This window comes from Mycobacterium ostraviense, assembly GCF_002705925.1.
In the GTDB taxonomy this organism is placed as follows: domain Bacteria; phylum Actinomycetota; class Actinomycetes; order Mycobacteriales; family Mycobacteriaceae; genus Mycobacterium; species Mycobacterium ostraviense.
Genome location: NZ_NKRE01000001.1, coordinates 2,084,644 through 2,100,063, shown reverse-complemented (window position 1 = coordinate 2,100,063; position 15,420 = coordinate 2,084,644). Strand labels below are relative to the sequence as shown.

Annotated in this window: 11 protein-coding genes and 4 pseudogenes; 8 read left to right on the top strand and 7 right to left on the bottom strand. The window is 64.2% G+C overall.

The features are described from left to right. Together narH and narI are read left to right on the top strand one after the other, a co-directional pair. A pseudogene (gene narH, locus CDN38_RS09535) lies at positions 1-1,416 on the top strand (nitrate reductase subunit beta); the annotation flags it as partial. 67 nt (positions 1,417-1,483) lie between these two features. After that, a pseudogene (gene narI / locus CDN38_RS09530) lies at positions 1,484-2,215 on the top strand (respiratory nitrate reductase subunit gamma); the annotation flags it as partial. On the opposite strand, the gene CDN38_RS09525 reads toward narI, so the two are convergent. From CDN38_RS09525 to CDN38_RS09500, 6 genes are all read right to left on the bottom strand, one after another. Then, on the bottom strand, positions 2,197-2,904 hold the full coding sequence (locus CDN38_RS09525) for a TVP38/TMEM64 family protein (protein ID WP_075513606.1): 708 nt from the start codon (positions 2,902-2,904) through the stop codon (positions 2,197-2,199). The pseudogene narI and the gene CDN38_RS09525 overlap by 19 nt on opposite strands. A gap of 45 nt (positions 2,905-2,949) precedes the next feature. Further along, positions 2,950-4,212 (bottom strand): metal-dependent hydrolase family protein, encoded by a 1,263-nt coding sequence (locus CDN38_RS09520; RefSeq protein ID WP_075513607.1) that lies wholly within the window; start codon positions 4,210-4,212, stop codon positions 2,950-2,952. 405 nt (positions 4,213-4,617) lie between these two features. Next, positions 4,618-5,556, bottom strand: coding sequence for a hypothetical protein (locus CDN38_RS09515; protein WP_142361265.1), 939 nt, complete (start codon positions 5,554-5,556; stop codon positions 4,618-4,620). After that, on the bottom strand, positions 5,553-6,065 hold the full coding sequence (locus tag CDN38_RS09510; RefSeq protein ID WP_142361264.1) for a hypothetical protein: 513 nt from the start codon (positions 6,063-6,065) through the stop codon (positions 5,553-5,555). The genes CDN38_RS09515 and CDN38_RS09510 overlap by 4 nt, the downstream gene beginning before the upstream one ends. 155 nt (positions 6,066-6,220) lie before the next feature. After that, positions 6,221-8,578 carry a helicase C-terminal domain-containing protein gene (locus tag CDN38_RS30615; RefSeq protein WP_075513610.1) on the bottom strand — a complete coding sequence of 786 codons (2,358 nt, stop codon included), beginning with the start codon at positions 8,576-8,578 and terminating at the stop codon, positions 6,221-6,223. Continuing rightward, complete coding sequence (locus CDN38_RS09500; RefSeq protein WP_075513611.1) at positions 8,575-8,955, bottom strand: DEAD/DEAH box helicase family protein; 381 nt, start codon at positions 8,953-8,955, stop codon at positions 8,575-8,577. The genes CDN38_RS30615 and CDN38_RS09500 overlap by 4 nt, the downstream gene beginning before the upstream one ends. Before the next feature lie 269 nt (positions 8,956-9,224). On the opposite strand from CDN38_RS09500, the gene CDN38_RS09495 reads away from it, so the two are divergent. The 6 genes and pseudogenes from CDN38_RS09495 to CDN38_RS09470 all read left to right on the top strand — a co-directional run. After that, positions 9,225-9,494 carry an antitoxin gene (locus tag CDN38_RS09495; RefSeq protein ID WP_075513612.1) on the top strand — a complete coding sequence of 90 codons (270 nt, stop codon included), beginning with the start codon at positions 9,225-9,227 and terminating at the stop codon, positions 9,492-9,494. After that, positions 9,491-9,832: a type II toxin-antitoxin system PemK/MazF family toxin gene (locus CDN38_RS09490; RefSeq protein ID WP_075513613.1), complete on the top strand. Its 342-nt coding sequence runs from the start codon at positions 9,491-9,493 to the stop codon at positions 9,830-9,832. The genes CDN38_RS09495 and CDN38_RS09490 overlap by 4 nt, the downstream gene beginning before the upstream one ends. Before the next feature lie 483 nt (positions 9,833-10,315). Next, the gene (locus tag CDN38_RS09485) at positions 10,316-11,488 is read left to right on the top strand and encodes an IS110 family RNA-guided transposase (protein ID WP_233026826.1); all 1,173 of its coding nucleotides are present in this window, start codon (positions 10,316-10,318) and stop codon (positions 11,486-11,488) included. A 645-nt stretch (positions 11,489-12,133) separates the two neighbouring features. Further along, positions 12,134-13,411 (top strand): group II intron reverse transcriptase/maturase, encoded by a 1,278-nt coding sequence (gene ltrA / locus CDN38_RS09480; protein WP_233026825.1) that lies wholly within the window; start codon positions 12,134-12,136, stop codon positions 13,409-13,411. A 104-nt stretch (positions 13,412-13,515) separates the two neighbouring features. Continuing rightward, positions 13,516-13,956, top strand: a pseudogene (locus tag CDN38_RS09475) (cytochrome P450); the annotation flags it as partial. Further along, a pseudogene (locus CDN38_RS09470) lies at positions 13,953-14,387 on the top strand (sulfotransferase); the annotation flags it as partial. The pseudogenes CDN38_RS09475 and CDN38_RS09470, both read left to right, overlap by 4 nt. 7 nt (positions 14,388-14,394) lie before the next feature. Here CDN38_RS09470 and CDN38_RS09465 read toward each other — a convergent pair. Then, positions 14,395-14,937, bottom strand: coding sequence for a hypothetical protein (locus CDN38_RS09465; protein WP_099318912.1), 543 nt, complete (start codon positions 14,935-14,937; stop codon positions 14,395-14,397). Positions 14,938-15,420: the final 483 nt, after the last annotated feature.

Below are 15,420 nucleotides of genomic sequence, written 5' to 3'. Positions count from 1 at the left end.
GGCGGCTGGCCAAGCTGCTGAAGATCTTCGCCAACCCGAAGATGCCCAGCCTGGGCGACTATTACGAGCCCTGGACCTACGACTACGAGAAGCTGATCACCGCTCCGCTGGGCGAGCAGATGCCGGTGGCGCCGCCGCGCAGCCTGATCAGCGGCAAGCCGATGAAGGTGTCGTGGTCGGCAAACTGGGACGACGACCTCGGCGGCTCACCTGAAATCGTGCCCGGCGACCCGGTGCTGCGGCAGGTCAGCGAACGGGTGCGGTTAGAACTCGAGCAGGCGTTCATGTTCTATCTCCCACGAATCTGCGAGCACTGCCTGAACCCGTCGTGTGTGGCGTCCTGCCCGTCGGGCGCGATGTACAAACGCACCGAGGACGGGATCGTGCTCGTCGACCAGGATCGCTGCCGCGGCTGGCGGATGTGTGTGTCGGGTTGTCCGTACAAGAAGGTGTACTTCAACCACAAGACCGGTAAGGCGGAGAAGTGCACGATGTGCTATCCGCGCATCGAAGTCGGCCTGCCAACGGTGTGCTCGGAAACGTGTGTCGGACGGTTACGTTACCTGGGTCTGGTGCTCTACGACGTCGACCGGGTGCTGGAGGCCGCGTCGGTGGAGTGCGACGCCGATCTCTACCATGCTCACCGGCGAATCTTGTTGAACCCCAACGACTCCGACGTGATCGCCGGCGCCCGCGCCGAGGGGATCTCCGACGAATGGATCGAGGCCGCCCAGCGCTCTCCGGTCTATACGCTGATCAACACCTACCAGGTTGCGCTTCCGCTGCATCCGGAATTTCGCACCGTACCGATGGTTTGGTACATCCCGCCGCTGTCTCCGGTCGTCGACGCCATCGGCCGCGACGGACACGACGGCGAGGACCTCGGCAATCTGTTCGGAGCGCTGGGGGCATTGCGCATCCCGATCGAGTACCTCGCGGGGCTGTTCACCGCCGGCGACACAACCGTGGTGGAATCCGTACTGCGCAGGCTGGCGGCGATGCGTTCCTATATGCGCGATATCAACCTCGGCCGGCCGACGCAGCCGCACATCCCGGAGTCGGTCGGCATGACCGAAGAGCAGATCTACCAGATGTACCGGCTGCTGGCGTTGGCGAAATACGAAGAGCGGTACGTGATCCCGACGGCATACGAGCTGGACGGCGAGGCCATGGAGGAGCCCGGCTGCTCGTTGTCGTTCGACGGCGGTCCCGGGATGTACGGGTCGGTCCGGCCCGTTCGGCGAGGCCAGCGGAGGACCGGTGCCGGTGGCGGTCGAGACGTTCCACGCGCTGCGGCATCGGCAGACCAGTGACCAGATGGCCGCCAACGCCAGTCAGCCGTCGCGGGTCAACCTACTGAATTGGGACGGCCGCGGGGTGCCCCCCGGAATGTTCCCGCGCGGGCGGCGGCGATGAGGTCGCGGCCACCGTTTGCGTTGAGAGACTTGAGAATTGCGCCGCGACGCAACTTACGGAGGTGAATGAGGTGCTCGGCCAGACGTTCTGGGATGTGGTGCCGTACGTGGTACTTGCGATCGTCGCCGTCGGCACCTGGTGGCGGTACCGCTATGACAAGTTCGGGTGGACCACCCGCTCGTCGCAGCTTTACGAGGTGCGGTTGCTGCGTATCGCGAGCCCGCTCTTCCACTACGGCATCCTGGTGGTGATCGTCGGACACGTCATCGGGCTGCTGATCCCGGAATCATGGACGGACGCGGTCCGGGTGAGTCATCACGCCTATCACGTCCAGGCTGTTGTGCTGGGGTCGATAGCCGGCGTCAGCACGCTGACGGCGCTGGCGCTGCTGATCTACCGGCGGCGTAGCCGCGGCCCGGTGTTCCTGGCCACCACGGTCAACGACAAACTGATGTATGTGTTTCTGGTGGGGGCCATCTCGGCGGGGCTGTACGCGACCGCGCTGGGCTCGGGGACCTTCGGCGACTCGTACAACTACCGCGAAACCGTCTCGGTGTGGTTCCGGTCCATCTGGGTGCTGCGACCTCGCGGCGAACTGATGGCACTGGCGCCGCTGTACTACCAGCTGCATGTGATGATCGCGCTGGCGCTGTTCGCGATCTGGCCCTTCACCCGGCTGGTTCACGCGTTCAGCGCACCGGTCGCGTATCTGTTCCGGCCCTACGTCGTCTACCGCAGCCGCGGCGTCACCGCGCGCAAGGAGCTGGTCGGGTCACATCTTCAGCGCCGCGGCCGCTGACTCGGCTGGTGCTGATCGCGCCATGTTCGGTAGCCGCGCCGCGCGGCGAACACGCCGATGATGGCGGTCACGCACCATACCGCTATCGCCGCGTAGGCCAATGGTGACGACCGATCGCCGATCGCGGCGCCCAGCGTGGTGTAGACGAATGCCCGTGGCAGCGAGCCGATAAGCGCACCGACGGCCATTTGCCACAACGGAACTCCGAACGCCCCGAACGCATAGGAGGCGAGCGCATCCGAGATGCCGGGGACGAAGCGCTGACCGACCACCGCCCACAGGCCGCGTCGTTCGATCAGCGCGTCGATGCGGTCGGCGCGGTTCGTCCCCAGCAGAGCACGTGCGCTGTCGCGTCCGGCCCGCCGGCCGACGAAGCTGGCGACGATCGCGGTGCCCACTGTCGCACCCAACGTCACAAAGATGCCCTGCAGCGGACCGAACAGCAGACCGCTGCCCGCGGCCAGGACCGGGCCCGGCACGAACAACGCTCCGAGGACAGCCGAGGCCACGACGTAGGTCAGGGACGCCGCCGGACCCGTCGCCGAGACCGCGCGCCGCATCGCCTCGACGTCGACGACTCGCGCAATAGCTGCCAGGTACCACAGCCCGAGGAGGAAGCCGGCGAACACGGCGAGGCGCGCGATGTGGCGTCGCCGGGATGTCTGTGGAGAACCGTCGTTGTCGACCATGCTGACCCCGATTGTTCCGCACCGCCATGTCCAGGCACGCCCTGGCTAGCCGGCAGGGCCTTTGACCAGACGGCCGTCCTTGATGATGGCGACGAACGCCTCATCGGGCCGGGCGATCAGCGAGATGTCGGCCACCGGATTGCCGTCGACAAGAACCAAGTCGGCCAGGGCACCTTCGGCCACCACGCCCAGCCGGCCGGGGTACGGGTTACGCGGCCCGGACATGGCCAAGAGCTCGGCGTTGCGGATCGTCGCCTGCTGCAGCACCTCGGCGGGCGTATACCAGCGGGTGAGCTCGGCCAGCTGGGCGCCCTGCCGGCCGGCGAGTGTGGCGTCGAACAATATGTCGGTTCCGAACGCGACGTTGACCCGGTGCTTGATCGCAAGCCGATACGCGGCGTCGGTGCCGGAGACCACTTTCCGAAGCTTTGCCCTCGTCTGCGATGTGACGGGGATCGTGGGCTCGTCGGCAAGGAAGGGCTGCAGGCACCACCAGATGTCCTTTTCGGCGAGCAGTGCGGCGGTGTCCTCGTCGATGAGGTGGCCGTGCTCGATGCACCGGACCCCGGCGGCCACGGCAGTGCGGATCGCGCGCGGCGTGTAGGCGTGCACGGTGACGTAGGTGCCCCAGTTCTCCGCGGCCGCCACCGCGGCGCGGATTTCGGCTTCGGTGAACTGGGCCACGTCGACCGGGTCGTACGTCGAGGTGATACCGCCGCCGGCCATCAGCTTGAGCTGAGAGGCGCCGCGCCGCAACATCTCTCGCGCTCCCCGCAGGACTTCGGCTTCGCCGTCGGCGATGACGGCGGCACCGATGATCTCGGTGTAGCTCAGGTGTCCGCAGATACCGCGAGGGACCTCGTGCGGCAGCCGGAAGTCGCCGTGTCCGCCGGTCTGGGAGATGAACCCGCCGGACGGATAAATGCGCGGGCCGACGATCGCGCCTTCGTCGATGGCCTGCTTGATTCCGAACACCGGACCGCCGAGATCGCGGACCGTGGTGAAGCCGCGCAGCAGCGTTTCCCGGGCGCCGACGACCGCCCGGGCATAGACGTAACCGAGGTCGCTAAGTTGTGCGACCGCCGCCGGGATGGTGGCGAACATCGCATGCCAGTGCGCGTCAATCAGCCCGGGAATCAACGTTTTTCCGGTCCCGTCGATCTGCGAGCCGGAGAATTCCGTCGAACCCGCGGGTGCCACCGCGGCGATCACTCCCTCCCGGACGGTGACGTCCACCGGCCCGGCGATCCGGCCGTCGACGCTGTCGAAGACGCCGACGTTGGAAATGCGCAGTTCATGTGTGTCCATGGCGGCTCCGAATCGGGGTGCAGCGGGTCGGCGAACCCCCGACGTAGAGTATGGTCCAGGCCGGACGTTCTTTTGGACCAAAGTTCGGGTGACGGTGACGGATTGTGACGAGATTGCTACCGCAGTCGCCAACTGACCAAGTGACGGTCAATTACCCTGGCTGGGTACGTCGGTGAGGTGCCGGGAGTATCGCAGTTGACGCATGAGCAGCTGCCTCCCTGGCGTAGAACATGATTCGTCGTTCTGTGAGGCGGTGTTTTTGTCGTCGTTCTCCGTGGGTGATCATTGGCGAGCCCCCGGACGTCCTTTGCCCGGCCAAGGGATCGGCATCAAATCGGCACCTACTATGCGCGTGGCTCATCCGACAGCGATGGCTTCACGTCAGGAGCTTCGACGATCGACCACCTATCCATCGCTGAACATGGCTTCCTGCTCACCGGCAGGCATGAGGTCGAGCAAGCCATAGTGCTTTGGGCCGAGGCGGCCGTTCTGCGCTCGCCACCGAGTTGTCGATACGCGCGCGCGCACCCTGGTGCCCACCAAATTGCGCACGGTGGAAAGAAGGTCGCCTTCGATTGACCCGGCGATCTCGGAATTGTCGTCCTTGATCAGGTAGAAAACGCGGCGAGTACCCCGAAATCCGTCAAGTTTGCCGACCACGGTTTCGGTGTCTTCGACGGTGTCTCGGTTACCCAAAAAGGTGAGAAGTTTCGCGGCGCGGTCGCGGGTGAGCACGGATTTGATTTCTTCGGCGCTGGTCTCCAGGTCGAGTTCGAGGCCTTCTGGCACCAAGGCCGCAACGTTACTAATGTCTTGTACGGCCAATCTCAATAGCCGTGACGCGCCGAGGATTCCCTTTGCCGACTCCTCGTCGTCGGCGCTGGCTGGCAGGGTCTCGACCAACTCACGAATCGCCGCACCCGCTCGTCCCGACTGGATGCCGATGTCGTAACCGCCGGGGGAGAGCGGCACCGCCGGCACGCGGAAGTACACGGTATTGCCGACTTGGGCCTGTTGGACGAGCTCAGCGCGCTCACGGTCGCGGCGGGTCAGGGAGAGGGCTGTGGAGGTGGGACGGCGGGTTGCCTTGTCGACTCGCGCCACCGCGTTTTGGAAGGCCCGAGAGACCGTTCCGACGGTGTAGGAGTCGATGTCGTCGGCCCCGAGTATGGTCACCCGCAAAGTGTCGGTGAGGGTTGGCATCTGCCCGACGACCTGCGACCAGGCCATCATGATCGCGCCCTGCTCGTAGGCGTCGACGAGTTCGTCGCCTGTTTCGGCGGCCAGCGCGGCATCACGCGCTCGGCGCAATGCGCCGAACTCGTCGACCGGATCCACAGTCATAGTGTTACCTCCACAAAGCCCTGCCGGGTACCCGGGAGGGTGCTTCCGTCCAGCCGGGTGATCATCGACAACCAGGTCGCCCAAAACACCCGTCGGGCAGGGGACGCCAAATAAGCATCTACCAGCCCACCGACAGGGCGTAGCTCGGCGATACTCACCATCATGGGCTTCTCGGCGAAGACCGTCTGCAAAGTGAGGAGCTGGTACACGCCGTCGTCGCGGAGCAGGGTCCGCAGACGCTCGCGATCTTCGCAGAGATAGACAAGCCGGATTCCGGGGCTGGTTTGCGCGTTGTGCGAGATGAAACCGCCGCCGAGCCACACGGGGGATGGCCCACCCATCTCATTAAGCAGGCTCAGATGAAGGCAGAGCGCGTCAAATCGCCTTATTCGAGATTCTTGGTTCGGAGCGCGAACCACAAACCAATCGTGAATCTCATCCAACGTTGCGGTATAGGGGGTGGAGCTGAAGCCCAGCCAACCGTCGGCACCCGGTTCGGGTATTGCCACTGGTTATCCGCGTGCTTCTGGGCACATGGCGCTCCCTTGCTGCATCGCTGTTCTCGAAACCAGCCAAATACTATCGGAACTCACGCATTGCAACGCGATTCCTGTCGGCGGTTTCTGTCGTCTTGACCTCACGACTGCCGCGCTCGAAGCCGCATTTAGCGGTGCCGCGACGACGCTTGAATTGAACTCGGCGAGACCGGTGTCTGAACCACAACGCAGCCCGAAATTGGGGGGGCCGAGAGGGGGTTATACGCGTTGCGCTTTGCGTCAGGCGCAGACCGCACCGCGGGAGAGCCTTTCGATCTCTTCGGGCCGGCTGATATAGCTCCGACAGGATGCTCGCAGCGCCGGCGGCGGCCCGTGGTTCGGCCTTCAGGCGGGTTTGATGGCGCGGGTGTAGCCGTAGAGGTCACTGGCACGGAGTTTGTGTCCGGCAAGCAGGCGGTCGACGGCGTCGGGTTCGTCCCAGCGGACTCGGTCAGGGCAGTGGCGAAATTGCGCACCGCGTCCTTGAACGCGTCGAGTTTATTGGCCGTGATCACGCGTGCGCCGGGTGTTGCAGTGGCGTTCGACCCCAGTCGGTCTGCGGGGTGGATCAAAACGGGTACCGCGTTGACGGTGCTGTCGTAGTAGCCGTGGAACCAGAGCTTGGATCCGGTCAGCTGGTTGCTGTACACCTTGCCGATGTAGCTGGCTGTGGCGCCGCTCTTAGCCTCGGTAACCCAATAGTTGAGGTCGCCAAGCGCCCACAGCACGTCCGGGCCTCTGCCGATGTCTCGCTCCGGGCGTTGCGCGGCGAACCCAAGGTGCAGGCCGACGTCGCGGAATGCCTGCTCGAACGCTTCGACCGCAATGGGTGAGGGGTCGAAGCGCAATGCGTCGAGAAGAGCCTCGAAGCCCACTCGGAGCTGCATGCGGTCGGTGCCGTAGGTCCCGATCAGGTGGTGACTGGCGGCGGTTGCCCGGCTGACCGACGCCGAGATCTTCTTGTACGCCGCTCCGGACAGCGGGCGCAGCACGGCGGGGTTCTTCTGCCGCGCGGCCGCCAGTACCTCTTGTGCCCGAGCCGGCTCGTACTGGTCGATATAGGTGGCCTGCTGCTCAAGCAGCCAGCCCTGCTGCCGTGGATCCGCGGTCAACGTCGCAGCGTCGCCGAGAGCTTTGACTGCTGCGGTGATGTTGCCGGCGGTGGCAAGTTCAAACGCGGTGCGGCGGTGGGCGGCTGCGGGGCTGACGTGGCCCACGGTCGGTGTGATTGCGGCAAGTCCTTGCCGGGCGAACCGTACCCAGCTGGGGTCACGTTCAAGAGCCTGACGCGCGACACCCATGATCTCTGAAAGTGGTTGATCCGTAAGGCCGCTGGAGATTCTGCGGGATTGCTTGAGTTGTACTTGTGTGGCTGGGCTGAACAGGGCAAACGTGTCGGGATCGCTGACCAGGTGGGTGAGGCGGGGACCGAGAAGCAGCACCACGCAATGGTCTTCGTTGCTGCGCACTCCCCGGCCCATGCCTTGCTCGATGCGCTGCACTTGACGGTCATCGGTGCCGGATTCGCGGCTGGTCAGCTGCGTTTCAAGGCGTTCTTCGCCGCGAAAAGCTTCTGGCAGGCCATCGAGCACTAGCACGCGGCAGGCGTCGCCGGGCAGATCGATGCCGTCGTACTTGTTAACGAGCACCACGATCCCGACACGCTCTTTGCCGCGTAGTCGCGCCACGACGTTGGCGACGTCGTCGGCGTGGATGATTCGTGACGTGTCGCCGATGAGCTGCTGCCACTGGTTGGCGACGGAGTCACTGGGCACGATGACCACTGTGTTGTAATCCTCTGCCAGGGTGAGGATTTCGGCGCGGACAGCCTCTACGGAGATCTCCGGGTTGAGTTCCATCGGGGCAAGGATCATTCGCTCGCCGATGTCGCCGGCGGAGGTGGGTGTGATGGGCTCGGCCACACTCTCGGGGTCGGCGCCGAAGTCGGTGACGAGCACGGAGTCGTCGGCCAGGGTGGCGGTCAAGTAGATGCGGTATTTGGCGGTGTGGAAAGGACTAATCAGGCCAACCGGGCTGCAGAGCGGGGTGATCGTGACACCGGTGCTGGTGAACACTGCCCGGCAGAACGGCAGGACATCCTTAACGGCTGGCCACGAGTATTTCAGCGCTTCGATGCCGCGGTCTTTGTGCAGCCTCTGGCGGGCCTGCTCAAGTCGTGTTCGCCAGGCCCAGAAAGGAACGCGCGCAAGAGCACCGAAGCTGCGCTCATCGATGTCGAGCAGTGCGTTGGGCGAGATTTTGGCGAGGTCGTCGCGGAACAGGTTGAGCAGGTCGACGAACAGTTGACCTTCGGGGGTCTTCTGGTCGCTGGCGTCGCGGTCGATCCGGATCGACAGGCTGGAGCGGGCGGTTTCGAGTGCGGCATGGGCGTCGTCAATCACCACAGAGCCGATAGGGACGGGCTTGGAGGGATAGCGGTCGTGGCGGAAGACCGACCTACCGTTGAACAGCTTCCAGATGTTCACGACGCCGATCGTCTCGCCAGCACGGTAGGCCGCGCTGTCGACGTCGTCGGTTGTGGATTATGCCGATCCGCTGGGCTTCCCTGCGCACCTGCTCGGCCAAAGTATTTGTTGGGGGCGACATACAGCGCCGGGCCCTCGTCGGCGTGAAGGTAGCTCTGAAGGATTACCAGGCCGTCGATCGTCTTGCCGCTGCCAGTGTTGACCTTGAGGATCAGGTCGCGTTCATCACGACGACGGTGCCAGGTCGTGAGCACCTGACCTTGGACGTCGCGCATATAGCCGTAACCCTCGGCCTTGTCGGGTAGCCAGGCGTAAAGCTCTCGGGGTTCGATTGGCGCGGTGTGAGCGGCCTCGTCGAGCAGACGATCGAAATCCATGCTCTCGATTCTTTCTCAAGTCAATGGCGACGGCGGAAGGGGTGTGCCGCGACCGCCAGTTTTACTGAGAATCGCCCGGCGACCCGCCGGCCGCCAGGCATAACGCGATAACCGCCAGATTCACTGAGACCGGACAATCACAAGCAGACGTATTCGCATTACCTGCGAAAAACCAACTTACGAGTCGACATAACGTCCATTATCGGTACGATAAATCGGTACCAAATAGCGGCACCATTAAACGGTGTCAGACTGGTACGATACTTGCTATGACTGCTGAGTACTCCACGCGACTGCGCTTGGACGAGCCGACACGTCAGCGCCTCGAGGATCTCGTCTCCGCTGGCCACTATCGCAGCGGCAACGCCGCGATCGTCGATGCAATCAATCGCCTCTGGGAAGCATTGCGTGACGAAGACCTCGACGCCGCGTACGCGGCCGCCGTTGAAGACAACCCTCACTATCCATATGAATCGGAGGTCGAGCGAGCGACTGCACGCAGGCGCCGCAACGCTCGCCAGAAAGCCGCAGCCGAGTGACACCTCTGCGCGGGCAGGTCTACCGCTGCGACGTCGGCTACGGCCCGAAGCCGTGGCTGATCGTGTCGAACAACCCCCGAAATCGCCGCACCGCGGATGTAGTTGCTATTCGGCTCACGACCACTGCACGGCGACTGCCTACGTGGGTCCCGTTGTCGTCCGACGACCCATTGAGCGGATATGCCAACGCCGACAACATAGAAACGCTCGGGAAGGACGAACTCGGTGATTACCTCGGAACGCTGTCGGTTTCGACCATGCGGCTGGTGAACGATGCACTCGCCGTCGCCCTTGCTCTCGCGCCGACCCGGACACAGCAGCCTGATACATCACAGTGACGAATCAGGCGCAGCATCAAGGGCATTCGAGGCATGACGACACACGACAATGAGCAGCCACTCGACCCCGCCATCGAGGCCCTCCCGGATGGCACTTCCCTGACATGAGGGTATGGCTCCTGTTTCCGATCAGTTACCCCGTCCCCTGCGGGGACGGCGCGCATGCGGGAAAATGGGGCGCGGTCGCTCGCTGAGGCCGGCGTCGTCTTGGCGCGGAGAGCCCGTCGATCAGTTTGGTACTGGGCGCCCATCTTTCGGGGCCGCGCAGTGTTGCTATGAGCACGAGGGTCCGACTCGAATCCGATCCCGCGGGGTTCCCGCGGGCGGCCACCTGCAAGTGAATGGTGCAACAGGAAGGAAGACAGGATGGAAGAGGTCGACGAGACCGAACTACGCGTGGAACGGATCGCGGCGCTGGATCTGGGCAAGGCCGCGCTGGTGGCGTGAGTGCGGGTGCCGCACCCATCGAAACCGGGACGGCGCATGCAGGAGGTCCGTGAGTATCCGAACACGACCGCCGAATTGCTGAACATGGCGGTGTGGTTTCGCCAGTGGCAGGTGTCGCGGGTGGTGATGGAATCCACTGGCGACTACTGGAAGGGCGTGTATTACCTGCTAGAGGCCGAGGGCTTCGAGTGCTGGCTGGTCAACGCCCGCGACGTCAAGAACACCCCAGGCCGGGCTAAAACGGACAAACTCGACGCTGTCTGGCTGGCTAAAGTCGCCGGGCGCGGCATGTGTCGACCCTCGCTGGTGCACCCGCCCGAGATTCGCCAGTTGCGGGATCTGACCCGCTATCGGCGCGCGTTGGTCGCTGACCGCGCCCGGGAGCGCCAGCGGGTAGAGAAATTGCTCGAGGACGCCCAGATCAAGCTCGGCACGGTGCTCACCGACATCGATGGCATGTCCGGGCGCGCGATGATGGAGCAACTGATCGCCGGCAACCGCGATCCCCGCGCGCTGGCGCGGCTGGCCGTGGGTCGGGCCAAACGCAAAACCGCCGACCTGGAACAGGCGCTGCGTGGGTTTTTCACCGACCACCATGCGGTCATTCTGCGGATGATGCTGGACAACGACGACCGCATCAGCGCTCAGATCACCGCGCTGGATACCGCGATCGAGGCGGCGATCGCCCCTTTTGCGCGTCAGGCGGCGCAGTTGTGTGATCTGCCCGGGATCGACAGGGTTGCCGCCGCCGAACTGATCGGGGAGATCGGCGTGGACATGAGCCGTTTTCCGACACCGGCACATCTGGTGTCGTGGGCCAAGTTTTGTCCCCGCGCCCACGAGTCGGCCGGTAAACGCCGTGCCAGCAGCCGAGGCAAGGGCAACCCATGGATCGCTGGCGTCTTGGGCCGGGCCGTGTTTAGCCTCTCGCGTACCGACACCTTCCTCGGTGCCCGCTATCGGCGACTTTCGCGGCGGCGCGGCAAACCCAAAGCGCTCGTCGCGGCCGGCAACAGCCTGTTGACCATCGTCTGGCATCTGCTCGCCGACCCCGAGGCGGTGTTCAGCGATCTTGGGCCCAGCTACTTCGAATCGCGGATCTACACCGAGCGCCGCGCCCGTAACCTGGCCACCCAACTGCAGGCGATCACCGGACAGCGCATCCTGATCCGCGATGGCAAAGCGATCATCGCCGAGCACGCCGCCTAACCACCAGATCCAAACCGGCACAAAAACCCGGCTTAGCCGATTGCGCCACGACGCGTGGAAAGGAGTCGTCATGTAGGAGGCGACTGTCTGAAAGTGCTTGCTGCACAGCAGATGAAGGTTTTGTGGCCCTTCGGCGTCGTCCTTTCGGGGGATGGCGTCAAACCACCTCGAGCTGCGTTGGCTGAAGACCGTCGTGGTGAGCGTCGAGGAAAAGGCGGCGTGCGAGTCGTCAGGTGGGGATCGGGAAGACGAACGTGAGTGAACCACTGCTGAAGCGTCGAGATTTAGGAAGCGACATCGAAACCGGGGTCTCAATGCAATCCCGGGATGAGTCTGGCGGGTGCCCGAGTTATTGGCCAGGCGGTGTCCGGCGTGCAGGTGGCGTGAGTCCGGTCTGCGGCTGCTGTGCGGAACGTGGGAAGGCGCGTGTCGACACTGTCGACCGCCCTCGTTGGGGGTGGTGGGCGATAGGGAGCACACCGAACGGCTGAAACCGGGGGTGCTGAGTACCGTCGCGGCGCGCGCAGGCGGACCGGCTCGTAGTAGCGGTGAAGCCCCGGTAATCGGGGTGGAGCGAAGGGGCCGGCTCATCTGGACGTGGTTGTTCGAGCAACCGGGCGAAAGCCCGGGAGGAGACGAGTGGGCATGTCAGGTCCGGGCGGGAAACCGTTCGACATTTCCAAACGCCTGGTGTGGAGGGCGTGGAAGCAGGTCAAGGCGAACAAGGGTGCCGCCGGGGTGGATGGAGTGTCCATCGAGGAGTCCGAGGCCGATCTGAAGGACAATCTGTACAAGATCTGGAATCGGATGTCGTCGGGGACGTACTTCCCGCCACCGGTGCGGGCTGTGGAGATACCGAAAGCCGATGGTGGGACACGGGTTTTAGGTGTGCCCACTGTGGGGGATCGGGTGGCGCAGACGGTGGCCGCGCTGACGCTGGAGCCTCGGACGGAGCCGATCTTTCATGACGATTCCTATGGGTACCGGCCGGGGCGTGGGCAGCTAGACGCGGTGGCTAAATGCCGGGAACGGTGCTGGTCGAGGTCGTGGGTCATCGATTTGGATGTCCGCAAATTCTTCGACAGCGTCGCCTGGGATTTGATGGTCAAGGCGGTGCAAGCCAACGTCACCCACGAACAGCGCTGGATCGTGCTGTACGTGAAGCGATGGCTAGCCGCCCCGATCCGCACGCCCGAGGGCAGGCTCGTCGAGCGGGAACGCGGGACCCCGCAAGGGTCGGCGATTTCCCCCGTCTTGGCGAATCTGTTCATGCATTACGCGTTCGACTCGTGGCTGGAAAGGGAATTCCCGACGGTCGCGTTCGAACGCTATGCCGATGACGCTGTGGTGCACTGTGTGACCGAGTGGCGAGCACGAAAGGTGCTGGCCGCGTTGGAAACACGGATGGAGCAGGTCGGGCTGCAGCTGCATCCGACCAAAACGAAGAACGTCTACTGCAAGGACCGTAACAGGCGTCTCGATTGCGAGAACACCTCGTTTACGTTTCTGGGGTACACGTTTCGGGCCAGGAAGGCCCCGACGCGGGACCAGTCGAGCATGGTCTCGGCGTTCCTGCCCGCGGCCAGCGTCGACGCTATCAAAAGCATGGGCGCGGTGACCCGATCCTGGCGGCTGCATCTACGCACCACGACCGATCTGGCGGAGCTGGCACGGTGGATCAACCCGGTCGTTCGCGGCTGGATGAACTACTACGGCCACTTCTACCGGACCGAGATCTTCCCCCTGCTGCGACGCATCAACACCTACCTGGTGCGATGGGCGCGACGGAGGTTTCAAACGGCTCAGGTCATTCAAAAAGGCCCAGCGATGGTGGAAAGACCTGGTGCAACGTCAACCAGGTCTGTTCGCCCACTGGGCGTGGATGACCGAGTTCTGACGGACTGGATGAGAAGAGCCGTGTAACGGGAGACTGTTAAGCACGGTTCTGTGGGAGCCCCGGGGTGCGATCCCCCGGGGCCACCCGGCGGCTTAGCCGGGTGGCTTCGCCCTGCCCACTCACCACTCAATTTTCGGGTCAGCTCAGGCTCCTGGCGCGCCGACCCGAGCTGATTCCCTCGGCGATCGAGGAGCAACTTCGCTTCGTGTCTCCGATCCAGAACATCTGCCGCACAACGAGAGTCGATTATCCCGTCGGCGGAGCCGTCATCCCGGCTGGCTCCCTGGTGCTGCTGGCGTGGGGCGCTGCGAATCGCGACCCGCGCCAGCACGATGAGCCCGACGTCTTTCGTGCCGACCGCAACCCGACCGGTCTTCTTGAGTTCGGCTCCGGCATACACCTGTGTCCCGGGACCCAGCTGGCGCGGATGGAGGGCCACGCCGTGCTACGCGAGATCGTCACCAACATCGACCGGATAGACGTGGTCGAGCCCCCGGCATGGACGACGAACGCCAACCTTCGCGGCCCGACCCGGCTCCGGGTTGCCGTGACAGCCCGCGCATCTCGATGAAGACGCCCCGCTCATGGTGGCATGAGTGGGCGGCGCCGCTGTGGATCGGCTGCAATTTCTCCGCCTGGACGCGCCTGCTGATCCATAACCGCTTCGCCGTGCACTGGAGCCGCTGGCACTTCGCGGTCCTCTACACATTTCTCAGCGTCGTGAATTCTGTTCTGGGACTTTGCCAGCAGGCCGTGTTCGGCAGGCGCGTAGCCGAAACGGTGATCGCCGATCCACCGGTGTTCATCGTCGGGCACTGGCGTACCGGCACCACGTTGCTGCACGAACTGCTGATCCTCGACGATCACCACACCGCGCCTACCGGCTACGAATGCCTTGCTCCGCACCATTTCCTGCTGACCGAGTGGTTCGCGCGCTGGGCGGGCTTCCTGGTGCCCAAGCATCGGCCCATGGACAACATGGAGTTGAGCTTGCAGCACCCCCATACATTTATCTACCCCGCCGCCATAGCTCATCGCATCGCGCGCCGGCGTCGCCCACCCACGCCGTCAACGCATCGCTCATGACCACACTGATCGAGCTGCGCTGCCGAGGTTCCAGCGTCAAAACCCGCAACAAGTCCTCCCCCAACCTGCCGGCCGCGCCGGGGCTGCGCCGGCAGATGTCGGCTGCCTGACGCCATCCCGGCACGTCCGGCTCGGCATCGACATTGACCAGCGCGCGACGAGCCCAACCGATCCCGCCTGTCCCGCCTTGGGCCGCCGCTGCAAACAGCAAGGCCGACAACGGAGATACCGCACGGCTGGCCCACAACTCCTCGGAAACGTCGTGTCGCGGAACACAGGCCAGCAGTTTCTCGGCGAAGTCAATTGCGGCGCTCGGCGAGTCGATCGCCTGCGTCGGGTCCGGCCCCAGCCGGCGATGCAGTTCCCGCCGACGCCTCTCATCGCACATCTGCTGCAACAATCCGATCAAACGATTCCCCGTCACCGTCACCACTGCCGGTGGCCGCTTGACCGATGCGAATGTCATCGCAGCAATGGTTGTTCTGAGCCACATTACCGTTTTCCCCTTTCTCAGCAGCGCCGAAAGAGCGCCGCCACACTGGTCGGTGTTGTCTTTGATTGGCGCTGTGGGCAATTCGTCGCCACCTGCTGCACCCCGCCCGGGCAGCGGTGGACACGCCGGGCCTGTCGATGCGACCCCAAGACTGTTCGGCATCGCTGCCTGCTTATCTCGGGCAGCCAGCTCGGGTGGCCGGCTACGTTGATCGCTGTCATGGGTCATGTGTGCTCCTTCAACGGGGTATCTAGGCCGTAGTTCCCCCTTCGGTCTAGGGCGCGTGCGAGACAAACCCTCTGTGAGAACACGCGGCATTCCAGTTGCCGGCGGGCACATAACGGTCGGGCAGCCGTACTGTGGTTCCCCCCAAATCGTGGAGGTTTCCTCTATGCGGCTTCCCGGTTGGTGGCCGCAGCGTTCTCGTAGTTGATGGGGCTGACCATCCCGATCGTG